This window comes from Streptomyces sp. NPDC026515 (assembly GCF_055567595.1).
Map to the genome: position 1 here is coordinate 581,235 of NZ_JBVHQD010000001.1, position 24,819 is coordinate 606,053.

Here is a 24,819-nt window from a genome sequence, read left to right on the forward strand (position 1 = left end):
TGGCGAAGACTCAGCCAGACACGCGCCCGCACCAGCCACTACAAACGCCGAGGCCAGACCCCATAACTGTGATTGCAGTACTAGTAGGGCGTGTTGCGAAAGTCCCGTCTGCCGTGCGACGCCGTGCACGCACTCTCGCCGCACCGGGCGAAGGCCCGAGTACACCCAGTACGAGGACTTGCGCCCGGCACGCCGGGAGCACGCACCTGACGCCGCACGGCCCGCCCTCCGGGCGAACGACGGGACTTTCGCAACACGCCCCAGGGTCAGCCGCGCGGACCGGCCTCCAGGAAGTGGTGGAGCGAGGCGGTCATGGCGGTGACGAAGGCGTCGCGCGTCCGGTCGTCTACCAGGTCGAGGGAGAGATAGGGGTTGAGGTCCTCCAGCTCGACGAGGAGAAGGTCGCCCCGCCGGGTCCGGCAGGCGTCCACCCGCTGGATGCCGTGGCCGAGCGTGTTCCAGTCGATGAAACGCCGGGCGAAGACGAGGTCGGCCGCGGAGGGTTCGTACGGTTCGAGGACCCAGCGGCGGCCGGGGTCGGGTGCGTACAGCGCGTACTGGAAGGCGTCGTCGACGTAGTAGAAGGAAACCTCGTAGCGGAAGTCGACGCGCGGCTGGACCAGGATGTCGCCGTAGGCGAGGCCCGCGAGCCGGTCCCGGTCCACGAAGGTCAGGCCTATGGAGTCCGCACCCGTCCTGGGCTTGACCGCGTACTGGTCGCTCTCGGGCAGCCGGTCCAGACGGTCCGCCCTGTCGACGGTCGGGATGACCGGGTGCCCGGCCTCGGTCAGGTCCAGCAGGTAGCCCTTGCCGGCCATGTCGGCCCGGCCGTGCAACGGGTTGTAGACCCGGGTGCCGCACGCCGTGGCCCGGTCGCGGAAGGCGTCGTACTCCTGCTGGTAGTGCAGTACCGGACCGCTGTTGCGCACCACGACCGCGTCGAAGCGGTCCATCAGGGCCGCGGCGTCCAGCGGATGGCACAGGGCGATGTCGAAGTCCGCGCGGAGCCGGGCGGTCAGGAACACGTCCTCGTCGCCGTACCGCCGCCCGCGCGCCGGGTAGGCGAGGTCGGTCACGTACAGCAGGCTCGGGCGGGCGGACATGGCGTATCTCCTCGGCAGGCGGTCACACACGCGGGCCAGCCGATGGTGACACGCCCCGTCGAGGCGCCCTGCGGCCCCCCGAACGCCCCCGGACACGGACGCCGGTCGGCCGTCGGCCCGCTTCGACCCCGCGAACCGCACTCCGCAAGCCGCGACGCGCGGACGCCGGCCCGGAGGCGGCCGCCCGGCCGGCAGAGGCACGGCAGGCCGCACCTGCGCTCGCCCGACGGCGTACGTCCTGGTGGGCGCTCGGCCGTTCCGTTGCGGCGGTCCGCGGTCCCGCGGCCCTCCGTGCACTCGGCGGTCCGTTCCGGAGCGTGCCTGGTGGCCGACCGGGGCGCGTGAGCGGCGGGCAGGAGCGGCGGTCCGGGTGCGATGCGGTGGGCGTGGCGCCGGTGGCCGCGCTCGCCCGTTCCGTTGCGGAGGGCTGGAGCGATGAGGCCGGTGAGGCCTCGGTGGGGCGGGCATCCACGCCGGGCCGTACCCGACGGCCGGCCCGGGCGCGAACCGCGGGTGGTGGGCGGCAGTCCGCAGGGGGCCGCCGGGTCCGGGGCGGCAGGCAGGGTGTTTCTGCCCGGCTGGTCCCGCATGAGGGTCGCCCGGTGGTGGCACGCATGGCCGGGAGGTCCTCCGCCCGCCGTACGGCTGGGCGGGGGCGGCGGTGCGCGGGCGTCCGCCCGGCGCCTTGCCCCGGAGGCGGGCGTCCGGGGCCGGGCCGCTGGAGCATGGGCCGGTCGGCGGGCCGTACCCGACCGGGCCCGGCGCCGGGCCCGAACCGTGAGCCGTGGGCGGTGGCGCGGCGCCCTACGGCCGGAGGCGGGCGCCCGGGCCCACCCGGGCGGTGACCTCGTCGGGGGCGAGGGTGGTGTGTTCCGCGGAGCACTGGACGACGACGTGGACCGGAGCCTCGCAGCCGGTGTGGCGCACGTCCAGCGGGGGACTCTCCCCAGGGCCGAGGGTGTATGTCTCGCCCCACTGGCTGAGTGCCAGGAGGACGGGCCACAGGTCCCAGCCCTTGCGGGTCAGCCGGTACTCGTTGCGGGCGCGGCTGCCCGGCTCCCGGTAGGGGACCGTCTTCAGGACGCCGGCCGCGATCAGCTTCCGGAGGCGGTCGCTGAGCACCGCCTCCGACAGGCCGATGTGCCGGTGGAAGTCGTCGAATCGGCGGACCCCGTTGACCGCGTCCCGCAGGATCAGCAGGGTCCATTTCTCACCGACCACGTCGAGCGTGCGCTGGACGGGGCAGTTCTCCGTGCTCGCCTCTAGCCACTCCATGACGCCATCGTAGAGGTCTGGCTTCGTCATTGACAGTCAGGGGAACGAGAAGCTAGCTTCGCTTGAAAAAGTCAGACGGAAGGGCTCAGTGCTGTGGGACGGACGCGTACGTATCAGTGGGACGATCCCGCGGTCCTGGCGGAAGCCGCCGGACGCATGACCGGTATCGACTTCCTGCGCGAACTGCAGGCGGGCGGGCTGCCGGGACCGCCGGTCAACCACACCGTCGACTTCGCCCTGGACGAGGTCGAGCCGGGGCGGGCGGTCTTCTCCCTGACCCCGGGTGAGGAGCACTACAACCCGATCGGCAGCGTGCACGGCGGCATCTTCGCCGTCCTGCTGGACTCGGCCGCGGGATGCGCCGTGCAGTCCACCCTCCCGCAGGGCATGGCGTACACCTCGCTCGACCTGACCGTGAAGTTCCTGCGCCGCATCACCGTGGAGACCGGCACTGTGCGCGCCATCGGCACGGTGATCAACAAGGGACGTCAAACCGCCCTCGCGCAGGCCCAGTTGGTCGACGGAACGGACCGGCTCCTCGCCCATGCCACCAGCAGCTGCATGCTCTTCCCGGTGCCGCCCCCGCGCTGAGCCGTCGGCGGGGCGGCGCGCCGGGCACGGACGTGCCCCGGAGTGACTCCGGGGCAGGGGTCCCGCTCCCCGGCCGCCGGTCCTCAGCGGCCGGGCGCCTCCTCGGGTCCGCTGCGCGGGCTCGGTGTCCACAGCAGGGCGCCGGAGGCCAGGCCGAGGGCGGCGAGGAGCCACCAGACCCGGTGGAAGGAGTCGACGGCGGTGGCCGCGGTGGTGGTGCCGAGGACGGCGACGAAGAGGCTGATGCCGAGGACCGCGCCGAGCTGGCGCAGGCTCGCGTTGATCGCCGAGCCGAGCGCGAACCGCCCCGGCGGCAGCGCCTGCACGGCGGCTCCGGACTGGACGGGCAGGGTGAGCCCGACGCCGAGTCCGGTGAGCAGTGCCGCGGGCAGCCAGTGGGTGGCCCAGTGCGGGGTGGCGCCCACGAAGGCCGCGGTGAGGGCGAGCCCGGCGGCCCAGGAGAGGGCGCCGAAGGACAGCACCCGGCGCGCCCCGTAGGTGTGGGAGAGACGGCTGGCGGTGCGGGCCACGGCGGTGACCACCAGCGGGCTCGGCGCGGTGGCGAGAGCGGCGCGCAGCACCGAGTAGTGCCACACCGTCTGCAGGAAGATGATGTTGCTGAGCAGCATGCCGTAGAAGGCGGCGGCGAACACCAGCGTCGACGCGTTGACCAGCCTGAACTGCCGGACCCGGAAGAGGGCGAAGTCCATCACGGGCTGCGCGGTGGAGCGGTCGCGCAGGACGAAGGCCGCGAGCAGCAGCGCGGCGAGCACGAAGGCGCCGACCACCCGCGGATCGGACCAGCCCCAGTTCGGTCCCTCGATGATGCCGAGGCTCAGCGCGGCGGGCGTCGCGGCGATCAGCAGGACACCGAGCGGGTCGGGCAGGCCGTGGGCGTGTGGGTCGCGAGCCTCGCGCAGCAGCCGCAGACCGAAGAAGGCGATCGCCGCGCAGATCGGCACGTTGACCAGGAAGATCCAGCGCCAGGAGGCGTACTGGGTCAGCAGCGCGCCCAGGGTGGGGCCGAGCGCGGCGGCCGCCGCGCCCATGGAGCCCCAGGTGCCTATCGCGACCGGCCGCCGGGCCACCGGGAACTCCGGGAGGATCAGGGACAGCGACGTCGGGGTGACCAGGGCGGCGAACGCCGCCTGCAGGGCCCGTCCCGCGATGAGTGTGCCGGCGCTGGGCGCCAGCCCGCACAGGGCGCTCGTCGCCGCGAAGCCGACGATGCCGATGAGGAAGACCCGCTTGCGCCCGTAACGGTCGGCGAGCCGGCCGGCCGGGATCAGGACGGCGGCGAAGACCAGGCTGTAGGCGTTGAGCACCCACGCCAGGTGGCCGGCCGTGGCGTGGAAACTCCGGCCGATGGTCTCGAAGGCGACATTGACGATCGTGGTGTCGAGGAACACCACGAACGCGCCGAGGCTGCTCAGTACCAGCACCCGGAGTGCGTGCCGGCGGGCGGCCGGGTCCTGGAGCGGCTCCTCCGTCGTCACCGGCCCGGCAACCGCGGTGGTGGAGGCGCCCTCGGGTACAGCCATGGTGTCCTCACAGGCGAGTTTGATTTTCCTACTTACCGAGGGGGACGTTATCCCGAGTGGGTCGTGAACCACAACCAACCGGGGGTAGCGTGGGCTCATGGACGTACAACCGCAGCAGGCCGGGGAGTCGCGGACGGACCGCACCGCAACCGTCGCCAAGCCGCTGACCTCAGTGATGGCGGGCGTACCGGCGGGCGTGCGCCCCTGCTCGATGGCCGCCGCCCTGCAGATCGTCGGTGAGCGGTGGTCGCTGCTCGCGCTGCGGGAGATGGCGTACGGCGTGCACCGCTTCGCGAAGATCGCCGGCTACACGGGCGCACCGCGCGACATCCTCGCCGACCGGCTGCGCAAGCTGGAGGCGGCGGGCGTGATCGAGCGACGGCAGTACAGCGAGCACCCGCCCCGCCACGAGTACCACCTGACGCAGGCGGGACGGGAGCTCTTCCCGGTCATGATCGGCCTGCTGCAATGGGGCGACAGATGGGCCGTGGACACCCCGGCCGTCGTCTTCCGGCACGAGTGCGGTCACCTCCTGCGGATGGAGTCCGGGTGCGGACACTGCGAGGGAGAGATCACCCCGGAGTCCCTCTCCTTGCTGGCGGCCGACCAGCACTCCTGATTTCGGCCCGGCGCGGGGGACCCGGATCAGCGGCGCAGCCCGCGCGCCTCCCGCCCGCGTAGCGCGCCCGGTTCCTCATCGATCCGCAAGAGCTGGTTGACCTCGGCGGTCCGGTCCGAGCGGGACAGCGCGCCGGTCTTGGTCCGGCCGCACGAGACCCGCGGGACCGCCCAGTCCGCCGTGGTCCTCGGGTACTGGTGGAACGTGCTGCCGCGCGAGGGCGCCGGCGGCCGTACCCCCCCGTTCCCGGTCGACGACATCCCGCGCGCGGTCACCGAGACCCTCCGGCCGGCGGCGAGCCACGCCCGCGCCCCGACACGGGAGCGGTCACCCGGCTGGAGGGGGCCCGGACCCGGACGGCCGGCACCGTCGTCACATCGAGCAGCCGGGGCACCCCCGGCAGCCGGAGCGAGGGGACCGCCCCCGTTCCGCCGCCGAGCGCCGGCCGCCTTCGACGGGCGCGGGGCCCGGGCGCCGCGCGAGGGAGCCGGGCCGGTCAACGCCCGACCACGGACGACTTGGGTCACGCAGTCGCGAGGGACACCTCGGTCGACTTGATCAGCGCCACGACCGGCGACCCGGCCCGCAGACCCAGGTCGGTGACCGCGTCCCTGGTGATGGCGGAGGTGAGCTCGCCTCCCTCGACGGTGACCTTGACCGTGGCCATCGCCCCGCCCACGGCGACATCGCGCACCGTGCCGGGCAGCCGGTTGCGGATGGACAGCCCCGTCACCGGGCCGGTGGCGAGGGCGACCTCGGTGGACTTCACCATGGCCCGGACGGCCGACCCCTCGGCGAGCGCCAGATCCTCGACCGCCTCCAGGGTGATGGCCGCGGTGAGGTCCTGGCCGCCGTCCAGGCGCAGTTTCACGGTCGCCATCACCTCGCCGGGGGTCACGGAGGTGACGGTGCCGGGGATCTGGTTGCGGATGCTCAGGCTCATGACTAGGCGCCTCACAGAGACCGGGAACGGGGCGGAGGTGACGTTCAATGTGTTTGACTGGCGAGCGCAGCCAAACCTAGCTTCCCTGCTATGGCTCATGACGAACCCACGCGGGCGGCCCGACTGCTGGACGCCCAGGCCAAGGCCGAGCGGCTCTTCACCGAGATCGAGAAGCGGGGGCTGGTGGCGCCGGGCGCAGGGGAGCGGGCGGTCAGCGACCGCGTCCGTGACCTGGCGAACGAACTCTTCGGAACGACCCGGCACTGGCACAAGAGGATCGTGCGCTCGGGCCCGAACACCCTCAAGCCGTACCGGGAGAACCCGCCGGACCGCCTGATCGGCGTGGACGACATCGTGTTCGCCGACTTCGGGCCGATCTTCGAGGAGTACGAGGCGGACTTCGGGCGGACCTTCGTACTCGGCGACGACCCGGTCAAGCGGCGGCTGCGCGACGACCTGCCGAAGGTCTTCGCCGCGGGCAAGCGGTTCTTCGAGGCCGACCCGGCCGTCACCGGGAATCAGCTGTACGCCGAGGTGGAGCGGCTGGCCGCCGAGGCCGGCTGGGAGCTGGGCGGCTGGCACGCCGGCCACCTGGTCGGCGAGTTCCCGCACGAGAAGATCGACGGCGCGGACACCGAGTCGTACATCGCACCCGCCAACGACACGCCGCTGCGCCGCACCGACAAGGCGGGCCGTACCTGCCACTGGATCCTGGAGATCCATCTCATCGATCCGCGGCGGGAGTTCGGCGGCTTCTACGAGGAGTTGCTCACGCTCTGAGCCGGCCCGGCACCCCGCTCTGCCGCCGGTGAACCCGCGCGGGCCCGCACGGTCACCGCGCCGCCGAGGGCTGCCCCGTGCCCTCGGGCGGCGCGTCGCCGAACCCGGCTAGGACGGTGCCTCCGTGGACCGGCCGGGCCACCGGGTGAAGCGGCTGAGCCCCCGTCGCGTGGGCTTGAGCGGCTTGTCCTCGGGGGCGAGCGGCTCCTGGCCCGAGGTCACGGCCGGTACCGTCGCCTGGGCCGGTACGGACCGGCCGCCCCGGCCGAGCCGGCTCCGGACGGCCTGGGCCATCGCCTGATGGGACGGTTCCAGCAGTACGCCGCCCGCGGACAGGTGTTCCCACATGTGCAGCAGCTCCTGCCCCCGGGTGGCCACCTGGCCGTCGTCGATCAGCCGCTGCCAGGCCGCGGTGGCGCGGGCCACCTCGGGTGCCGCCCGGTTCAGATCGGTGCGGCAGCGGATGCGTGCGACGGTCAGCGCGAGGACGGTGGAGAGCATGTAGTCGCCCCGCTGGTACGCGAGGTACGCCTCGATCGCCCGTGCCTCCAGCGAGAGTTCGTCCTCCGCGCCCCGGCGCAGCGTGAGGTGCTCGCGCAGCGCGCTGGCGAGGACGAACGCGGCGTGCAGTTCCTCGCGCTGCGCGTGCTGGATGATCCGCTCGACGCGGGCGAGCGGCGGGAACGACTCCTCCTCCGCGGCCGTACGCTCACGGCCGGGCGGCAGGTCCTCCTCGTCGGCGATGGTCCGACTGGAGCCGTCGGGGTACACACGCAGCCGTGCGACCTGCTGCACGGTCCGGTCGATGACGGTGGCCGCCACCGGTGCCCGCAAGGTGCGGGCGAACATGGCGATGGCGTCGAGTATCGCCTCGTTGGGGGGGCGCGTGCCGCCCATCTCCAGCAGATGGCCGTTGACCACCGTCGACCCGTCCTCGGCCACGTAGGCGTCGAGCCGGATCAGAGGCGGTGCGCTGAGCGCGGGCAGGTTTCCCTCGTCACGGGGGGTCAGCGAGTAGGTCATCCGTTCAGACTCCGGGTCGGACGACACCGACGATGGGCATGGAGGCGGCCGGCGCGATGGTGACCGTGCGTCCGGGACGCGGGGCGTGCACGATCCGCCCGCCTCCTATGTACATGCCCACGTGGGTGGCGTCGTAGTAGATGATCAGGTCCCCGGGCTGCACGGAGGCCAGACTGACCCGGGTCAGCCCCTGCCACTGTGCCTGCGAGGTCCGGGGTATGGGGTGTCCGGCCGCCGCCCAGGCCGTGGAGGTCAGTCCCGAGCAGTCGTACGACGAGGGGCCCACCGCGCCCCACACGTACGGCTTGCCGATCTGGGCCATCGCGAAGTCGACGGCCCTCGCGGCCGCGCCGCTCGCCTTCGGCCCACCGCTGCCCGAGCCGGGACCCGTGGAGGTGCCGCCGGAACCGGGGCCCGTCCACTTGGACTTGGCCGCCTGCGCCTCCTGGTTCTCCAACTGGGCGAGCTTGCGGGTCTGTTCCTTCTTGAGACCCGCCTCGATCTGCTCGGCCTCGGCGATCTTCTTCTCGATCTTCCTCTTCGCCTCGGCCTGCCGCGCCCGGCTGCTCTTCAGCTCCCGCAGCTTGTCGGCGGCGGCGTCGGTCTGCCGGTCCAGCTCCGCGCGGGCACGCTTCTGCGTCTCGGAGACGTTGACCAGGTTCCGCATCGCCTGGCGGGCCTGGGAGGCCTCGTCGAGGGCCTGGTCGGGGTGGTCGCCGAGCAGCAACTGGATGCCCGTGGCGTCGAGATTGCCCCCGCGGTACTGCGTCCGGGCGGCCACGCCCACGAGGGTGTGCAGATCCTCCAGCCGGCTCTCGGTGCGGGCCAGGTCCTTGTGCAGCGACGTGAGCCGCTTCTCCTGCTCGGTCGCCTTCACGTCGGCGGTGTTGTACGCCTCGGTGGCCACCTCCGCCTCGCGGTAGAGGCCGTTCAGCTCGTTGTGGATGTCCTCGATCGACTGGTCGCTCCGTGGATCGGGTGTGCCCGGGGCCGCGAAACTCGGGCCGGGTAACAGGGTGATCGCACAGACGAAGGCTGCTATGGCGGCACGGCTGCGCAGCTGTCTGCCGCCGGTCGACACGTTCATCGGCTCCATCTTCAGAGGTCGCGTGCAGGCGGCTCAGACGGGTGACTTGCCCATCGCGGTGGTCACCGCGGTCCTCGCGGAGGACCGTTCGAGCCTCGAACACAGTACCTCCCCTTGAACCGCTGCCCCTTGTATCCCCACACGTGTCGCACACGGCACACCGTGCCCGGGCGGGTGCCGGGCGCCCCGCGGCCGGTGCCGCTTCCCCAAGATCTCAACGAACCCGCGGGCAAAGGGTTTTCGTGGACCTTCCGCAGGCCGGCGGCGGGGCGGGCGGAGTGCGCCGTCGGCCGGGTCAGCCGACGGGGCGGCCCTGGATCGCGAGACAATGATCACTTTCCGACGCTACGGCGAGGTGGCCGACGCCCGGCATCGGGCGGCGACGCCGGAGTCCGGGCCGTCGAGCGGCCGGCGTGTGCTCCGGCCGGATCCCACGACGCGCGGTTCGCCACTGGAGCATCGCATCGGCGTCACCCTCTTGCGATCATCCTGGCACCCTTCGTAATCTCGGCCTCATTCGGGGGGAATGGTCCGACGTCCTCATGGCCGACAAGCAGTCACCCGGACTGCGCGCGGCAACGAGCCCAACTCCATACGCGGCCTGTACGTCGGCAGGGCCTCAGTTGATCACAGCGGATACCGCGGTGGTCGATCTGAGACCTGCCACGTTTCTTCCCGGCCCGCGTCCCAGCCCGACTACCGCTCACAAGACGGGAGTCGGGAAGTTGGAGCAGTCGATCCTCTTCGTGCTGGCGGTCTGCGGCGTCGCCTCCGCCGTCATATACGGCGTGAAGCAGCTGCTGGACCAGCTGCCGGATGTCATCGTTTCCTGGCGTCGAGCCGTCGCTGCGTGGCGCACACGCGACGACGACGCGCCCGGGTCCGCACCCACCCGTGGCAGTGACACCGACTGAGGGCCGCCGGTCACTGGTCCGTGGGGCAGTGCAGCGGGGCGGTGTCCGCGTTGTCCTTGGTGACCAGCCTGATCCACGCCTTGGCGATCTTGTCCACGTGCTCGTCGCGCAGCGGGGCGATCGTGTTCTGGACCGCCATCCGCCCCATGCCGGAGACCGAGTTGGAGACCGTGGCGGCGAACCGGCCGTCCTTGAGGGCGGCCAGGCCCTCGTCCGTGCCGTTGACGGTGACGGTCCTGACGTCCGTGGCCCCGGCCGCGTCGAACGCCTCGCGCGCGCCGAAGGCCGTCTCCTCGTTGGCGACGAACGCGTAGTCCAGGTCGGGATGGGTCTTGGTCATGATTGCGGCGGTATTCTTCGCCTTCGCCGCGTCGAACATGCCCGGCTGGGCGGCGACCACCTTCGCGTTGGCCGGCAGTGCCCTGGTGGAGCCGCCGACGAGCAGGCCGGAGGCGGCGCCGGGCGCCCCGGCGATCACGCCGATCCGTACCCGCCGCCCGGCCGCCGCGTCGGCGACCCACTCGGCATCCGGTTCGCCCACCTCCTTCAGGTTGGCGAAGTTGTGCCTGGCGGTCTTCGCCACGGCCCGTCGCAGACAGGTGTGGAACGGGGTGGAACCTCCGCTCGCGAACCCGATCACCAGGGGGCCGCCTTGCAGGCACGTGAACCTGTCGCGCTCACGGGGGAGTCGACGACCTACGGTGGTCCCGGCGGGTGGCGGGACCGGGCGAAGCTACCGCCACCCGAAACGAGACGGCCCGGCCGCGCGCGCACGCCAAGAGTGCGCACGCCGTAGTCGCCGCGCCCCGCAGTCCGGTGCGGGATCGGCGGCTCGTGCCGTGCCCGGGACCGACAGGGGCCCGGGCTCAGCCCAGCGCGTCCAGCAGCGTGGTGACGTACGCGTCCAGTCGCCGCTCCACGGCCCGCGTCGTCAGTTCCGCCCGGCCCGCCTGCCGCCACGGCCTCGCCACCGAGCAGACATCCGGCGCGAAGGCCAGAGCGTCCAGCAGCCGCCAGTACAACCGTTCGTCCGCGGCCGCGGCCAGCACGCCGCCGGCCTCCTCGTACGCCTCCGCGAACCGCAGACCCCACGACGGGCCGTGCAGCAGTGCGAGATTGGTGGAGCAGTGCGCCACATCGAGGTCCGCCGGCCCCCAGGAGGTCTGCACCCAGTCGACGACCCCGGTGATCCGGGGGCCTGCCGGGCTCGGGGCGGACACGTCGAACAGCACGTTGCCCGGGTGGAAGTCCCGGTGCAGGAACCGTCCGTCGTACGGCGGCGCGGGCCTGCGGATCACGTCGGCCGCCGCGGCCCACGCGGCCGCGTCGGCGCCGTCGGGAGGTGTGACGGCGTCGGCGCTCGTCCACGCCCCGTACGTCCGGGGACGCTCGGCAGGGCGCAGCGCGTGAACGGCGACGAGCTGACGGGCCAGCGGGCGCAGCCGCGTCTCCACGTCGTGGTCGTCGAGGACCGTCCGGCCCGGCAGATGTGTCATCAGGAGGGACGGGTACTCGCACCGCGCGGCGGTCGGATCGGACGCGACCGGCCTCGGTGCCGGCACGGAGGTGGCGGCGAGGAGGGCGAGGGCCCGGGCCTCCCGCTCCAGCAGGTCCTCGGCTTCTGCCACGAAGGACGGGTCGACGAAGGTCCGCAGGACCAGGCTGCGGGTCTCTCTGTCCTGGGTACCGATGGTCAGCCGCCGCATCTCGGCGGTGATGCCGCCGTGCAACGCCTCCGTCCTGAGGACCCGCTCACCGGGGTTCAGCTGCCGGTTCACCCAGGCCAGGGTCAACGGCCGGACGGCCCCCGTGTCATCCTGATCGGTCACCCTGCCACCTCATCACCGGAACGACGGTCCGCGCAAAGGCATCAGCCGTCTCGACCGGATGGGCCCGACGCCCGCAGGGCGCGGCGAACTCCGCGCTCCGGGAGGGGCTGCCGAACCCGCGCCCTCCCGACGGCACCTCTGAGCCTCCTCAAGTCGCTTGGCCCGCGCGGGCATGACCGCCAGGCTGTTCCCCATGACAGGAATCACGGGACTGAGCAAGAAGAACACGTTCGTGCTGGCCATCCGGGACGCGGACGTGATCGTCGCGGCCCTGCGGCAGGCGCTGGCGGAAGCACCGCCGGAGGAGCGTCCGGGCCTGGAACGGGCCGTCGCGCTCGTCGAGTCCACCGCCTGCGCCACCGAGAGCGGGCTGCGTGCCCGCTGGGTCCGTTCCCGGCTGGCGGCCGTCGGCTTCACCGGCGACATCACCTCCGTCGCCGCGGTGAAGGCACTGCGGCAGGCGGAGCCGAAGCTGAGCCTGCTCGCGGCGGTGCAACTCCAGAGGGACGCGGTGGCACAGCCGGAGTGACCCGAAGGCGCGTCGGCGACATTGACAGGGACTCGCCAAGCCGGTTCACTGCCTCGCAGACAGGTACGGACCAGTGCTCGAACCCGGCCCGGCTCGATTAGAGCCCGCGGCCTCCGCCACCCACGCGCCGACCGTCGTCCCCATCGTGGAATCGAGGTGAGTCCCGGTGTCCTCACGCAGCTCAGACATCGTTGTCACATCACGCCTTCTCGGCCTCCTGCCGGCAGTCGCGCTCGCGTTCGCCACCCTGCTGCCGGCCGCGGCACCCGCGTCCGCCGCCACCGAGGTCTGCGTCCTCGCCTGCGACACACTGGACCCCTCGCAGGCCCGGCAGGAGAGTTTCCCGGTGCCGGAGAAGAACCTCAACGGCCGCCGCCTGCAACTGCACGTGTCCGACGCCGACGACATGGCGTGGGCCAGCATCGACGACGGCGTGAGCGGCGACTCGGTGTGGCTGGACCGCTCCTGGGACGGCGGCGCCACCTGGGAGGGACTGCTCGGCAAGGCGAGTGTTCCGGGCACCTGGACCGGTACCAGGACGCTGATGTACAACATCACCGACCCGCGCAACCACCGCCGGGGACTGGTCCGGGCCTGCGGTGACGCGGCAGGCGTCGGCTGCACGAACTGGGTCCGTCCCACCGTCTGCGACACCCTCTGCGACGGCACCGGCGCCGGCCAGGCAGCCGGAGACGACCAGCCGGTGCCGTACACCACCCTCTACGGCCGCACCATCCGCCTGCACGTCGACCAGAAGAACTCCATGGCCTGGGCGAGCATCGGCGCCGGTGGCGCCGGTGACGAGATCTGGCTCGACCGCTCCTGGGACGGCGGCTCGTCCTGGCCGGACGGCTCGTCCCTCGGCCGTACCAGCACCCCGTCCGGAGCCACCGGCACCCGGACCGCGATGTACGCCACCCGGGACCCGCGCGGCCTGCTCTACGGCGGCGCGGTCCGCGCCTGCGGCCGGGAGGCGAGCCACAACGAGGGCAGCTGCACCGCCTGGGTCAGGCCCGCACCGACCAGGGCGCGCGCGGCGGCGGACACTCTGATGACCTCGTACGACCCCTACAACGGCTGGTGGCCCAGCAGCTGGTGGAACTCGGCCGCCACCCTCACCTCCCTCATCGACTTCGCGAAGACCTCCGGCACGCACGACTACGACTGGGTCATCGCGCGCACCTTCGACCGGAACAAGGGGGTCTTCGCCGCCGGAGTGCGCAGTTCGGACGCGATCGAGGGCGACTTCATCAGCCGTTCCATCGACGACTCGGGCTGGTGGGCGATCGCCTGGATCGACGCGTACGACTACACCCACGACTCCCGCTATCTCGACGAGGCCGTCACCATCGCCGGCTACGTCCAGCAGTACTGGGACAACGGCACCTGCGGCGGCGGCGTGTGGTGGGACCGCGAACGGACCTACAAGAACGCCGTGACGAACGGGCAGTACCTGTGGCTGACCACCGCACTGCACCAGCGCATCCCGGGCGACACCGTCTGGCTCCAGCGGGCGAAGACGTCCGCCGCCTGGTACAGGTCGAGCGGAATGATCAACTCTTCGGGTCTGGTGAACGACGGGCTGACCTCGGCGTGCACCAACAACGGCTCCACCGTGTGGAGTTACAACCAGGGGCTGGCCATCGGCGGCTTCACCGAACTGTGGAAGTCGACCGGGGACGGCTCGCTGCTGACCACCGCGCGGACCCTCGCCGACGCGGCGATCGGCAACGCGGCGCTGACCGTCGGCGGCGTGCTCACCGAGTCCTGCGACGTCGGTTCGGCGGCCTGCGACGACAACCAGAAGCAGTTCAAGGGCATCTTCATGCGGAACCTCGCCGACCTGGCGGCCGTCACCGGATCGGGCACGTACCGGAGTTACGCGCAGAAACAGGCGGACACCCTGTGGGCGCAGGACCGGACCTCCCTCAACGCCCTCGGCGAGCGCTGGGCCGGCACCAGCCCCAACCAGACCGACTGGCGGACCCAGGCCAGCGCCCTCGGAGCGCTCACCGCCGCCGCGGGGTGACGCGGGAACAGGTGGGTTCGGGCGGGCGACTCGGCGGAAGACGCCCCGGCGCCCGGTCCCGCCCGGCCGCCGCGCACCGGGGGGTCGGCTGAACCGCCGGAGCGGTGGTGCGTATGAAATGCCGGAGGGAGACCGGAGGGACCGTTCACTGCGGTAGTGCGCCATGGCACCCCGCAGTTGCTCGGTCGTCTCCTGGCTGTGGGCGCTGAGGGCATCCACTCCGTGTGCGGCGCGGTAGTGCTCGAGGGGCGCGGAGTGGCTTGATGTCCACCCCGTCGTGCCGCTTCCCGCGTCCCTGAGTTCACGTTCGGCGGCGAGCAGGCCGTCGGATCCCTTCATGGTCCGTTCGTATTCCGGGCCGAAGCGCTCGCCGAGACGGCGGCCTCGCGCCATGAGCGCGTCACTACAGCGGCAATGGCCGGCACCAACATGGGTGAGGCTCCTTGCGGAGAGGTGAGAGGCCTCGCCCGAGCTCCCTATTGTCCGATACTTGCCACTTCCCACTTCTGTGCCGAATGGTGCGTCGGGAGACACCGCGACGTGGGCGACGACACCCGACGGCGTCAGGGCACGCGCACGGCGAGTACGACGACGTCGTCCCCGGGACGCGGGTCTGCCAGCCGCTTGCTGATCCGGTGGACCAGCTGGGGCAGCGGCTCGTCCCCGTGGCGGGCCAGCAGGGCGACAAGTTGCGCGATGGCGGTGTCGATGTCGTGGCCCGGGCGCTCGATGAGGCCGTCGGTGTAGAGCAGCAGGGTCGAGTTCGGGGGGAGTGTGATCCGGTGCTCGGTGCGGTGGGACGGTTCGAAGTCCTGGTGCAGGAGGATGTCGTGCTGGGCGAGGAGGGCGACGCGGGCGTCAGGGGTACGTAGGAGCGGTGGGGGGTGTCCGGCGTTGGACCAGGTCAGGTTCCAGCCCGGGCCGTCGTGGACGGGGTCCAGGCGCGCGTGGACCAGTGTGCCGCCGGCCTCGATGGGCAGGACGGCACATGCCGCCTCCAGGGCGGTGACAGCGGTTGCGGGGCTGTAGGGGGGATGGTCGAGGGTGGCCTGTCTCAGCATGCTGCGGACCTGGCCCATGACGGTCGCGGCGTGCATGTCGTGGCCGGTGATGTCGCCTACCGTGATCATGAGAGGAGCCGGTCCGCCGGAGGGGGCGGATTGCAGGTGGTAGGCGTCGTACCAGTCTCCGCCGATCATGTTGTCGTTCGCGGACGGTTGATACAGCGCACTGAGCTCGACGTGGTCGGCCAGGTGGAGATCGGTCAGCATGGCTTCCTGCAGCTGCCGGGCGACCGAGATCCGCTCGTCCAGGTAGAGAGCACGCTCCGCCGCCTGCGCGATGTAGCCGGCCGCGGCGGTGAGCGTGGCCCGCTCGGTGATGCTCACCTGGTGTGGTTTGGTCCAGCAGATGGTGAGGATTCCGAGCAGGGCGCGGCTGCCCCAGAGTGGCAGGCACAGCACCGTGCTGAAGCCCATGCGGTCGAAGGCGGCGACCGCCTCGGGGCTGTGCTCGGCGACGAGCGCCTGGCGGTCGGGTACGAACACCGTCCGGCGTTCACGGAAGGCCAGGGCGCTCGGGAAGGCGGCGTCAGCGGCGAGGAGGGGGACTTCCCGCTCCAACGCGTACACGATGTCCGGGTGGGGGATCCGGCGCAGCCCTTGCTCGTCGGCGACCAGCAGTCCCACGTACGCGGGCTTGCCGACGCCGCTGAACAGATCCCGCAGCCGCCGGCGGACGTCCTCGAGGCCGGAGGTCTGAGCCAGCTCTTCCGAGGCTCTCAGGAGCAGCTCGGCGTGGTCGAGGCCGGCCTGGGCCTCGTGCTCCAGGCGCTCCGCGTCGCGCCGGGCCTGTTCTGCGGTGGCCCGTGCGGTCTCCAGTACTTTTTGCGTGGACCGGCGCTGAGCCGACAGGATCCGCAGGCGCAGTTCGGCGGAGCAGGCGGCTGCGAGGTCGGCCAGGTCTCGCTGTTCGGTGTCGCTCCAAGCGCGGGGCTCGTGGACGTGGGCGCACAGGGATCCAAGGACAAGGCCGTCGGCGTCGGTGAGGGGCATTCCGGCGTACGCGGCCACCCCGAGGGCCGCGATCGCCGGGTCGGTGCGCAGCCGGTCGTCGGCACGGGCATCGGGCACGATCAGCGGCTGCCCGGACGCCACCACGTGCCGGGACAGCGAAAGCGACAGTGGTAGCGCGCGGCTGCTTGCCCAGGGGTCGGGCAGACCGGCCATCCCGGGCAGGATCACCCTGTCCCGCTCCATCAGCGACACGAGGGCCACGGGCACGCGGAGCAGTCGTGTCACCAGCCGGGCGAACCGGTCCATGCCGGTATCGGGGGCGGTCGAAAGACCGGCTCGTCGCACCGCCTGCTGCCGTGCGGCGTCCGGCCCCGTGTCCGTTGCGGGCTTCCGGATCTGCTCCGCCATGTGCCCCTCCGGTACCGCCGCCCGAGGCGGTTCTCAACCGCATCGTAGAACAGCGAGAGGCGTGCCGACCGGCGCGGCCGGAACCGCTGCTTCGGCGCTGGGCGGCCAGGCACGGGGTGGAATGCGCCGACGGAGGCCGGGTCACACTTTTCCACGGAGACTCCTCCGGCCCGGGGGAGAAGCGAGGGCATTCGAGTGCGCGCGCCGGGGTGGACGCCGCGGTCGCTGCGCACGGCGCCCCCGGGCTCCTGCTGGGCCTCCAGGACGTCCACGCTCCACCCGGCATCCGCCAGCGGATTGGCCGCGACCAGCCCGTTGGGGCCGGCGCCGGTCACCACCGCGTCAGGCATGGCCGGCCCCGGCGTGAGCCTCCTCGGCGGGACCCTCTTCCACGAACCTGGCCTGAGCTGGAGGAAGATCCTCGCCGTGCCCAGCGGCTTGAACGAGGCCCCAAGCTCCAGCTCGCTCCCGGATTCCTGGTGGCGGACCGTCGTGATCCCCTGGGCCGACCAGGGACCCAGCCGCACGGTGTAGCGGAGCCGGGAACCGACGGCGGGCCAGGTCCGGTCGAGCGGCACGGACCCGGTGGGCGCCACCACCCACTCCCCGTAGCACGCGGGATCGGCCAGCACCGCCTACGACGTGCGGAGGACGCCGGATCAACTGATGGTGGGCGGCTACGGAGGAGCCCCCTCTGCCGCGGCACCGGTAGCGCCTGCCTGTGATCGCACCGGCACACAGCGCTCGCACGAGGCCGGAACGCTCGGGAACGTCGGACGCTTTCGTCCGCCGAGCGGTGTCACTCACCGCCATGGTTGACGTCTCCGATCTCTTCAGCGCCTTCTCCCCGCGTCCCCGGTCCTCGCCCGGCTGGATCTCGCGGCGGAGGGACTGCGGTGGAACCACGCCCCGCGCGTGCCGGCCCACCCGCTCAGGGACCCGGTTCGCCTCACAGATCGCCATGGGACAGGTACCCGATGAGCCGTTCGCCCTGCCGGGACAGATGACCACGGCAGATCCCAGCCGCTCGCCCGCCGGCACCGAATCGGCGTGGGCCTGCACCCACGTCCCGCAGCACATCACCTCCGACGCCGGCCCCGACCGCGTCACCGGGCGCTGGGACGTCCGCGAGCAGCAGGCCGTGGCGGACCGGGTCGAGGCCCAGGTGGAGCGGTTCGCGCCCGGCTTCCGCACCCGGATCCTCGGCCGCCGGATCCTGGCCCCCACCACTCTCCAGGCGCTGGACGAGAACCTCCACAACGGCGCCATCGACAACGGCACCACCGCGCCGCACCAGCAGGCCGTCTCCGTCCCGTCCCCGGCACCGGCCGGCCCGAGACCCCCGTCAAGGGCCTCTACCGCGCCTCCGCGGCCGCCCATCCCGGCGGCGCAGTCCACGGAGCTCCCGGAGCGAACGCCGCCCGAGCAGCGCTCCGTCGCCCGGGAGCCGATCCTCAACTGCCGCCTTTCAGCCGAGAGTCGAGGGGCCGCCCCGCACCTGTCAGCTGCCGCGGTCCTTGTCGCCGCCGGTTGAAGGCAGGTGAGTGCGGCCGTCCGGTGAGGTTCCGCTCTCCGCGTGCAGTTGCTGGTGTTTCCGCACAGACTGGAGAGGCGGAGTGATGAGCGTGGCCGTGGGCTGCTGCTCCATTCGATTCCTCCGCCTGCGAGGCGCGAGGCCCTTGCGAGGGCGTCCCGCGCCTGCCGGAGCGTTCGCCCGGCAGCCCTTCGAAAGGGAAATCTGATGGCTGATGTACCCAAGATCGCTCTCGCCGCCGCCGTTCTCGGTGGGTACGTGCTAGGCCGGACGAAGAAGGGGCGGCTCGCGTTCGGAGCGGCGACATACCTCGCCGGCCGCCGGTTCGGGCTGGAACCACAACAGCTGCTGACGGAGGGAGTCAAGAGGCTACGCGAGCTTCCCCAGTTCGCCGACCTCAACGAACAGCTCCGCGGCGAGGCGCTGGACGCGGGGCGCAAGGCGCTGAGCGCGGTCGCCGACCGCAAGCTCGCCGACCTGGCCGACTCTCTCCACCAGCGCACCGACCGCATAGGCGGCAGGGGCAAGGAGGAGCCGCAGGACGAAGACGAAGAGCCGGAGGACGAGTACGAGGAGGAAGAGGAGGAGCCGGAGGAGGAAGAGGAAGAAGCCGAAGACGCGTACGAAGAGGACGAGGAAGAAGAACCTGAGGAGGAACTGGAGGAAGAAGGGGAGGAGGAAGAAGAGGAGGAGCCGGAAGAAGAGGAGGAGCCGGAAGAAGAGGAGGAGCCGCGAAAGCCCGCGCGACGCCCTGCGGCCCGGAAGCAGGACACGGATCACAAGGGGAGCGCTCGGCACGATCGCGGCCGTGAGCGTCGCGCCGGGAAGCCCGCCGCTCGCGAGGCACCCGCCAAGAAGGCGAGTCCGGCGAGGAAGGCGAGTCCGGCGAAGAAGGCGACTCCGGCGAAGAAGGCGACTCCGGCGAAGAAGGCGGCGCCTTCGAAGAAGGCACCAGGGGCGAGGAAGTCCACGGTCCCGCCCAAGAAGGCCGCGGCGAGGAAGACGACGGCAAAGAAGACGACGGCAAAGAAGACGACCGCGAAGAAGACGTCTCCCGGGCGTCGGAGGTAGAACCATGGCCGATCATGCGCGCGACTCCGGAAGCGAGCAGAGCTCGGGACTTGACCAACTGCGCGACGCGGTCAAGAGCTTCGTGGGCGCTCAGGTGGAGAACCTGGCTGACAAGGCCGGCGACAAACTGGGTGACATCACCAGCGGCCTCACGGGCGTGGTGGAGAACGGCGGGGTGCTCCCCAAGGCTGGTATGCGGATGCTCCAAGGTGATTCACCGCTGAAGGCTCTGATCGGTGAGAAGGCGAAGAGCGTCAAGGACAACTTGTTCGGCAAGGTCAAAGAGACGTTCGGTGGCGGCGGTGGCAAGGGCCGTGGGTCTGGCACGACGAAGGTCATGAACATCATTGAAGTGCTGGATGTAGGCATACCGATACGCGACGCCTACGACCACTGGACCCAGTACGAGAAGTTCAGCGGATTCACCAAGGGCGTCCGCAGCGCCTCCAAGGGCAAGGAGGCCGACAGCGATTGGAAGGTGAAGGTCGGGCCCTCCACCCGCGGATGGAAGGCCACAACCCAGGAACAAATTCCGGATGAACGCATCGTGTGGACCTCGGAAGGAGCCAAGGGCACCACACGCGGCTGTGTCAGTTTCCATGAACTGACTCCCACGCTGACACGCATCGTCCTGGTCGTCGAGTACTACCCTTCGGGTTTCTTCGAGAAGACCGGCAACATCTGGCGCGCTCAGGGACGGCGCCTGCGGCTGGATTTCAAGCACTTCCAGCGCTACGTCACCCTGACCAACGAGGAGCCGGAAGGCTGGCGTGGCGAAATCCGCGATGGTGAAGTGGTCCGCACCCACGAAGAGGCCATCGAGGAAGAAGAGGCCGCCGAGGAAGAAGGGGCCGAGGACGAAGAAGGGGCCGAGGACGACAGCGACGAGGAATACCCCGAGGAAGAGGACGAGGAGGAGGAATACGAGGCCGACGAAGACGAAGAGCCGGAGGACGAGTACGAGGAGGAAGAGGAGGAGGACGAAGAAGAGGAGGAGTGATCCCCGCTCCACGTGGGCTTCAGGGACGGGGACCGTCCATCGGCGAGGCCGGTCAAGGAGTCCCGAGCTTCGGGGTCTGGTCTCATCCGCGCCGCTTCAGCGCGCACGCCACGCGTGGGAGTTCCTCGCGAAGGAACCGGCCGACCAGAGCACCGCCGAAGACGACAGTACCCACACCGACCAGCCAGGACTGGATGACAAGGACGGTTCCGACGGGACCGTAGGTGATGACGCTGGACGCGATCAGCGGCGAGTAGACGAGCCGGGAGAAGACCCTGAGACCGAGCAGCCCGACTGTGGTGGCAACCGCGCCGGGCAGCAGGTCACGCCGGCGAACCCGCCCGCCGAGCAGTATGCGCTGCGACCACCAGAAGAACAGGACGGCGCTCACTGACGCGGTGAACGTGCCGGCCAAGGACTTGGTTCGAAGCGTGGTGGTGGCGGAGGCGAAGAGGTAGCCGACGAGTACACCGAGCCACACCACGTGGCGCCACCTGGCCCACCAGCGGGCATGGGGCAGATCCCAGACTTTTTCGTAGCCGGACTGTACGGCGGCCCCGAAGGTCAGGCCGAAGGCGGCGAGGACGGCGATTCCGAAGGCGGTCGTGGTCCGCAGGGCCTGAGTGGGGCTGGTGAACAACTGCTCCACATGTCTCCTGGCGTTCGTCGACACGCCGAGTCCTTCCCCCAGCCACTGCGCGAATCCCCGTCCGTGCTCCGGGTCGGCCGAGGAGACAATGGTCAGCAGCGGCACCAGCGTGAGAAATCCCAGGGCGGCGAAACCCAGCGAGCGCTGCCCCAGCTGCAGATCGCTGCCGCGCCGCCAGCCGCGTCCGACCGGTGAATGGCCGAACACGCGGCCCAGCCGCTCGAAGAGAGAGGAACGGCCTGCGGCAGTCGGCGACTTCTTCGGCATACCTGTCGACTACCACAGTCGGGATCAGCGCACCGCGAGGGCGCGACGCACAGCTTCCCGAACGGCTCAGGAGAACGCCGTCAGCCCAGGCCACCGCCGCGTCCGGAATCGCCCACGAACGACGCGGCGTCAGTTTCGTTCCTTCTTGGGGAACACGTACTCGTCGAGGACCAGGCCGACAGCGACGGCCGCCGGGATGGCGACGAGGGCGCCGATGATGCCCAGGAGCGCGCCGCCGACCAGTACCGCGAGGACGGTGACCAACGGGTGGACGTCGACGGCGAACTTCATCGCCCTCGGCACGATGAGGTAGTCCTCGGCAACGCGGAAGACGACGTAGAAGACCGCGGTCGCGATCGCGATGGGAAAGGACACGGACAGGGCGACGAGGCTGACGACGATGCCGGCGAGAGTGGAGCCGACGATCGGGATCAGGTCCATGAGGGCGGTGAAGACGCCCAGGGCGGCGGCGTACGGGACGCCGGTCGCCGCGCACCAGCCGAAGGTGGCCAGCCCGGCGATCCCCGAGGTGGCGAGGTTGCCGAGCATGAACTTGCCTATCCGGTTCATGATCTCTTCGGCCACGCCCTCGACGCGCTCGCGGCGGCTGGCCGCCACGAAGCGGTAGCAGAATTCCTTGATGGCCGGCAGCGCGGCCATGCAGTACAGGGTCACGGTGATCACGATGGCCGTGGATGCGACCGTGCTCAGGACCTTCTGGCCCGCGCCGAGGATCCCTCCCGCGAGGCCGGACGCCCCGCCTCCCGTACCGACCTGTTCCTTGCCCTTCTCGACCAGGTGGAAGCGGTCCTCCAGGTGGCCGATCGTGGACTGGTGGTCGTGGAGTTGCTCCAGCCAGCCGGGTACCGCGTTCACCAGCGCGGTGATCTCCTTGGTCACGGGCGGAATGACCAGGGCCAGGAAGCCGCCGAGTACGACGACGAACCCCGTCAGGACGATCGCGACGGCCCAGCCGCGGCGCAGCCCACGGCGTGTGAACCACGCGACGACCGGTTCCAGGCTGATCGCGATGAACAGGGCCAGCATCAGCAGGGTCAGCATCGAACTGACCCGCGTGACCGTCTGCACCGCGAGCCACGCCAGGCTCGCCCCCAGCCCCAGACCGAAACCCACCGTCACCCAGGACCGGGTACGCGCGCCGCGTGACTCCGAGTTCGACGGTTCCCGCGGCGCTCCCCCCTGTTCGCGCAGGGCCGTGCTCAGGCGGGACCCGTTCGGGCCCGTCCCGTCCGGCGGACCGTGCTCCTCCCGAGCCGACTCGGGCGCGGACTGTGCAGACATCGCGATGCCTCTCCTCGACTGCCTCGTGGGGCGTGGCGGTCGCCGCGGTATTCCCTGACCGCCACTCACCCCCCTGTGTCATCGCCCACGCGCAGGTCGTCCGAGCGAAGGGTGCGGCACCGCCTTCGGGTACCCGGGCAGTCCACTTGTACGGCGTACGCGCCGCCTCGCCTGTCCGGCGGACGCGTCGAGGGCGCAACGGGGTGCGCAGTACGGTGCGGCCGTCGCGCCGGGCGGTGAGCAGGTTCCACGTGCTCGGTGTGGAAGTGGACGGCGGCGGGGTCCGCACCGACCCGTCGCGGCCCGGGTGCGACGCGCCGTGAGCCGGGCGACGAGGTGGTCTCCGCCGCCGCGAAGTGACCGACCAGTGCCCCGCGCAGCGCGCGGTGGAGTCCGGACAGGGAACAGGGACATGAGGTTGACGCTGGTCGGGATCTCCGCGCCGGCCGTGTCGACGTAACGCCCGTAGGCGCTGTCCAGTTCGAGGTCGGCCGTCAGGTCTTCGGGGGTGTGGCCGAGGTGGAGCTCGCCTGGCCGGAGGACGTGGCCGTCGTGGCCGATCGTGAACTCGGTGGTGGGGTTGGGCTGGTGGGCATCGAGCACGTCGGAGGTGTGCGTGGGTGAGCGGGGCGAGGCAGAGTCGGGCGTTGTAGCTGTTGGGAGTTGACCTGGTCGGGAGCGAACGGCGGGATCCCCCATCGGCCGTCCTGGGTGGCGGCGGTGATCTCGGGGCCGGTGAGGATCACAGGCGGGAGGCTGCGTGCCGTCGGCCGTGTCCGGATCTGTCGGGCCGTGGGCTCAAGGCGGTTCACCCACCCGATGAGCTGTTCCTCACCCACCCGATGAGCTGTTCCTCACCGAATTCCTCGCCGCCGGCATCGCGCTCCTCTGTCAGCCCGTCGGTGAAGCGCCCAGGATGATCACGATCTCTCCCTCGGGGAGTGGTGTCGGCGCGCCCGCGAACTGCGGTGGGCCGCAAGGGCGTCGGCGGGAACGGCCGCTCTCTCCTCCTTACTCCACGCGGTGTGGCCCGTGGCGGCTGACCTGCAGGCGGACCTCGGCGGCCATGTCACTGACGCCGGTGGACCGACGCGCGGTGCTGAGCGGGCCTTCGCACAGGGCACCGAGAGTGGCGCCGGGCGCGCCCTCGGGGGTGAGGGTGAGCTTGATGTGGGTGCGGGGGCGGCCCTGTCGGCCGGTGATGAGTACGGCCGCATGGCCTACCCCTGGGAGGGCACCGGCTTCGTTCGCGATCGCTTCGCTGAGTGCGTGGTCGCGCAGTTCGACACCCTCCTGCGCGGCGGGGCGGCCGACGGTCAGGGAGCCGGGGCGGCGTCGGCCCAGCTGGGTGAGCAGCCACCACAGGGCGAGCAGGGCGGTGAGGACGAGGGCGGCGATGACCGCGGGCCACCACCACCAGCCCTGGCCGCTCCAGCGAGCCCGGTCGGCGGAGCCGAGCAGGACGTCGGCCGGACGGGTCAGGGGCCAGCCGGCGGGCGGGGCCAGATCGTGCCGCTGGTAGAGGTCCAGTCCGGCGAAGAGGATGAGCAGTCCGCCGCCGAGGAGGGCCAGTCCGGCGACGGCCAGCAGCGTGCGGTTGAGTGCGGATCGCGGTGTCATGGCGGGCTCCGGTGCTACGGGTCCTGTGTCAGTGGGAGCGTCGCCGCACCCGTACGGCGATGCGGGGAGGACGTGCGAGGGCCAGCCGGTCGCGTTCCTCGTCGAGGACGGCCGTGAGGTCGTCCCTCACCTGTCGCGGGTCGCGGAAGCGGACGTCCACGCGAGCTCTGATGCGGTGGCGGCCCACCAGGACGTGCGCCGCGCCGACTCCGGGGACCCGCATGGCGGCGTCACGCAGCAGGACGGCGGCTCCGTCGCGGTCCACGAAGGCCCGCACTCGCGGGCATCCGGCGGGTGAGCGCAGGGGCAGCCAACGGCGCCGGCCGGGGGTGAGGGCCAGGACGATCAGCCAGACGCCTACGGCGGCGGCCACGGCGGCCCCCGTCAGCATCCACACGTCGTCCACCGGACGGGTTGCCAGTTCGTCGGCCAGGTGCCGTCGCCAGGCCGCGGCCGGACGCCCCGCCCGTACGGCGACGACGTCGACGAGCGTGGCGACCGCGGCCACGAGGATCACCGCGGCGACCAGCGCCGCCGTGATGCGGCGCGCCGACCACCCGCGATGGGTTCGGTGCCCTTCCTCGCGCTCAGTGGCTGTGAGCTCCGAGGTGGACACGTCGCGTTCGGGAGGGTCGGGCTCCTTCGTCAGCGGCACTGCGGCACGGTGCGCGGACGACACGGAGCCGCGGC

At 71.4% G+C, this 24,819-nt stretch carries 22 protein-coding genes and 3 pseudogenes; 9 read left to right on the forward strand and 16 right to left on the reverse strand.

What is annotated here, in order from left to right; translation table 11 throughout:
• Nucleotides 1-266: 266 nt before the first annotated feature.
• Entirely contained in the window at nt 267-1,103 is an 837-nt protein-coding gene (locus ACZ4O3_RS02470) for an ATP-grasp domain-containing protein (RefSeq protein WP_467720878.1), read from the reverse strand.
• A gap of 804 nt (nt 1,104-1,907) precedes the next feature.
• Nucleotides 1,908-2,378, reverse strand: a complete 471-nt coding sequence (locus ACZ4O3_RS02475; RefSeq protein ID WP_467720879.1) for a winged helix-turn-helix transcriptional regulator — start codon at nt 2,376-2,378, stop codon at nt 1,908-1,910.
• A 93-nt stretch (nt 2,379-2,471) separates the two neighbouring features.
• Between ACZ4O3_RS02475 and ACZ4O3_RS02480 the strand changes: the two genes are divergently transcribed.
• Entirely contained in the window at nt 2,472-2,969 is a 498-nt protein-coding gene (locus ACZ4O3_RS02480) for a PaaI family thioesterase (RefSeq protein WP_362733178.1), read from the forward strand.
• Nucleotides 2,970-3,052: 83 nt separating this feature from the next.
• Here ACZ4O3_RS02480 and ACZ4O3_RS02485 read toward each other — a convergent pair whose 3' ends face one another.
• On the reverse strand, nt 3,053-4,510 hold the full coding sequence (locus ACZ4O3_RS02485) for an MFS transporter (RefSeq protein ID WP_467720880.1): 1,458 nt from the start codon (nt 4,508-4,510) through the stop codon (nt 3,053-3,055).
• Nucleotides 4,511-4,607: 97 nt separating this feature from the next.
• Here ACZ4O3_RS02485 and ACZ4O3_RS02490 point away from each other — a divergent pair, with 97 nt between their 5' ends.
• Nucleotides 4,608-5,129, forward strand: coding sequence for a winged helix-turn-helix transcriptional regulator (locus ACZ4O3_RS02490; RefSeq protein ID WP_467720881.1), 522 nt, complete (start codon nt 4,608-4,610; stop codon nt 5,127-5,129).
• A gap of 26 nt (nt 5,130-5,155) precedes the next feature.
• Here the strand turns inward: ACZ4O3_RS02490 and ACZ4O3_RS02495 are convergent, their stop codons facing one another.
• Nucleotides 5,156-5,389 carry a hypothetical protein gene (locus ACZ4O3_RS02495; RefSeq protein ID WP_467720882.1) on the reverse strand — a complete coding sequence of 78 codons (234 nt, stop codon included), beginning with the start codon at nt 5,387-5,389 and terminating at the stop codon, nt 5,156-5,158.
• A gap of 263 nt (nt 5,390-5,652) precedes the next feature.
• The gene (locus ACZ4O3_RS02500) at nt 5,653-6,072 is read right to left on the reverse strand and encodes a TOBE domain-containing protein (RefSeq protein WP_362732894.1); all 420 of its coding nucleotides are present in this window, start codon (nt 6,070-6,072) and stop codon (nt 5,653-5,655) included.
• Nucleotides 6,073-6,162: 90 nt separating this feature from the next.
• Here ACZ4O3_RS02500 and ACZ4O3_RS02505 point away from each other — a divergent pair, with 90 nt between their 5' ends.
• Entirely contained in the window at nt 6,163-6,852 is a 690-nt protein-coding gene (locus tag ACZ4O3_RS02505; protein WP_362732896.1) for a M24 family metallopeptidase, read from the forward strand.
• Nucleotides 6,853-6,960: 108 nt separating this feature from the next.
• Here ACZ4O3_RS02505 and ACZ4O3_RS02510 read toward each other — a convergent pair whose 3' ends face one another.
• Both ACZ4O3_RS02510 and ACZ4O3_RS02515 read right to left on the reverse strand, forming a co-directional pair.
• Nucleotides 6,961-7,875 (reverse strand): hypothetical protein, encoded by a 915-nt coding sequence (locus tag ACZ4O3_RS02510; protein ID WP_467720883.1) that lies wholly within the window; start codon nt 7,873-7,875, stop codon nt 6,961-6,963.
• Between the two features lie 4 nt (nt 7,876-7,879).
• Complete coding sequence (locus tag ACZ4O3_RS02515) at nt 7,880-8,962, reverse strand: C40 family peptidase (protein ID WP_467720884.1); 1,083 nt, start codon at nt 8,960-8,962, stop codon at nt 7,880-7,882.
• Between the two features lie 725 nt (nt 8,963-9,687).
• Here ACZ4O3_RS02515 and ACZ4O3_RS02520 point away from each other — a divergent pair.
• Nucleotides 9,688-9,876 (forward strand): hypothetical protein, encoded by a 189-nt coding sequence (locus tag ACZ4O3_RS02520; RefSeq protein WP_467720885.1) that lies wholly within the window; start codon nt 9,688-9,690, stop codon nt 9,874-9,876.
• Nucleotides 9,877-9,886: 10 nt separating this feature from the next.
• On the opposite strand, the gene ACZ4O3_RS02525 is transcribed toward ACZ4O3_RS02520, so the two are convergent.
• A complete protein-coding gene (locus tag ACZ4O3_RS02525; RefSeq protein WP_467720886.1) occupies nt 9,887-10,516 on the reverse strand; it encodes a substrate-binding domain-containing protein in 630 nt (209 codons plus the stop codon).
• A gap of 226 nt (nt 10,517-10,742) precedes the next feature.
• Entirely contained in the window at nt 10,743-11,705 is a 963-nt protein-coding gene (locus tag ACZ4O3_RS02530; protein WP_467720887.1) for a phosphotransferase family protein, read from the reverse strand.
• Between the two features lie 193 nt (nt 11,706-11,898).
• Between ACZ4O3_RS02530 and ACZ4O3_RS02535 the strand changes: the two genes are divergently transcribed.
• Entirely contained in the window at nt 11,899-12,234 is a 336-nt protein-coding gene (locus ACZ4O3_RS02535; protein ID WP_362729883.1) for a hypothetical protein, read from the forward strand.
• A 406-nt stretch (nt 12,235-12,640) separates the two neighbouring features.
• Entirely contained in the window at nt 12,641-14,263 is a 1,623-nt protein-coding gene (locus ACZ4O3_RS02540; protein WP_467721006.1) for a glycoside hydrolase family 76 protein, read from the forward strand.
• A gap of 563 nt (nt 14,264-14,826) precedes the next feature.
• On the opposite strand, the gene ACZ4O3_RS02545 is transcribed toward ACZ4O3_RS02540, so the two are convergent.
• Nucleotides 14,827-16,686 (reverse strand): GAF domain-containing SpoIIE family protein phosphatase, encoded by a 1,860-nt coding sequence (locus ACZ4O3_RS02545; RefSeq protein ID WP_467720888.1) that lies wholly within the window; start codon nt 16,684-16,686, stop codon nt 14,827-14,829.
• 206 nt (nt 16,687-16,892) lie between these two features.
• Nucleotides 16,893-17,036 (reverse strand): annotated as a pseudogene (locus tag ACZ4O3_RS02550) (NAD(P)-binding protein); the annotation flags it as partial.
• A gap of 587 nt (nt 17,037-17,623) precedes the next feature.
• Between ACZ4O3_RS02550 and ACZ4O3_RS02555 the strand changes: the two are divergent.
• From ACZ4O3_RS02555 to ACZ4O3_RS02565, 3 genes and pseudogenes are all read left to right on the forward strand, one after another.
• Nucleotides 17,624-18,126, forward strand: a pseudogene (locus ACZ4O3_RS02555) (phytoene desaturase family protein); the annotation flags it as partial.
• A gap of 301 nt (nt 18,127-18,427) precedes the next feature.
• On the forward strand, nt 18,428-19,291 hold the full coding sequence (locus tag ACZ4O3_RS02560; protein ID WP_467720889.1) for a histone protein: 864 nt from the start codon (nt 18,428-18,430) through the stop codon (nt 19,289-19,291).
• 4 nt (nt 19,292-19,295) lie between these two features.
• Nucleotides 19,296-20,291: an SRPBCC family protein gene (locus ACZ4O3_RS02565; RefSeq protein ID WP_467720890.1), complete on the forward strand. Its 996-nt coding sequence runs from the start codon at nt 19,296-19,298 to the stop codon at nt 20,289-20,291.
• Between the two features lie 82 nt (nt 20,292-20,373).
• Here ACZ4O3_RS02565 and ACZ4O3_RS02570 read toward each other — a convergent pair whose 3' ends face one another.
• The 5 genes and pseudogenes from ACZ4O3_RS02570 to ACZ4O3_RS02590 all read right to left on the reverse strand — a co-directional run bounded on the left by ACZ4O3_RS02570 (nt 20,374) and on the right by ACZ4O3_RS02590 (nt 24,784).
• Nucleotides 20,374-21,207 (reverse strand): YhjD/YihY/BrkB family envelope integrity protein, encoded by an 834-nt coding sequence (locus ACZ4O3_RS02570; RefSeq protein WP_362714202.1) that lies wholly within the window; start codon nt 21,205-21,207, stop codon nt 20,374-20,376.
• Nucleotides 21,208-21,336: 129 nt separating this feature from the next.
• A complete protein-coding gene (locus ACZ4O3_RS02575) occupies nt 21,337-22,509 on the reverse strand; it encodes an AI-2E family transporter (RefSeq protein WP_467720891.1) in 1,173 nt (390 codons plus the stop codon).
• A 245-nt stretch (nt 22,510-22,754) separates the two neighbouring features.
• Nucleotides 22,755-23,010 (reverse strand): annotated as a pseudogene (locus ACZ4O3_RS02580) (iron-containing redox enzyme family protein); the annotation flags it as partial.
• A gap of 510 nt (nt 23,011-23,520) precedes the next feature.
• Nucleotides 23,521-24,129 (reverse strand): alkaline shock response membrane anchor protein AmaP, encoded by a 609-nt coding sequence (locus ACZ4O3_RS02585; RefSeq protein ID WP_467720892.1) that lies wholly within the window; start codon nt 24,127-24,129, stop codon nt 23,521-23,523.
• A 28-nt stretch (nt 24,130-24,157) separates the two neighbouring features.
• Nucleotides 24,158-24,784: a DUF6286 domain-containing protein gene (locus ACZ4O3_RS02590; protein WP_362714208.1), complete on the reverse strand. Its 627-nt coding sequence runs from the start codon at nt 24,782-24,784 to the stop codon at nt 24,158-24,160.
• Between the last annotated feature and the right edge of the window lie 35 nt (nt 24,785-24,819).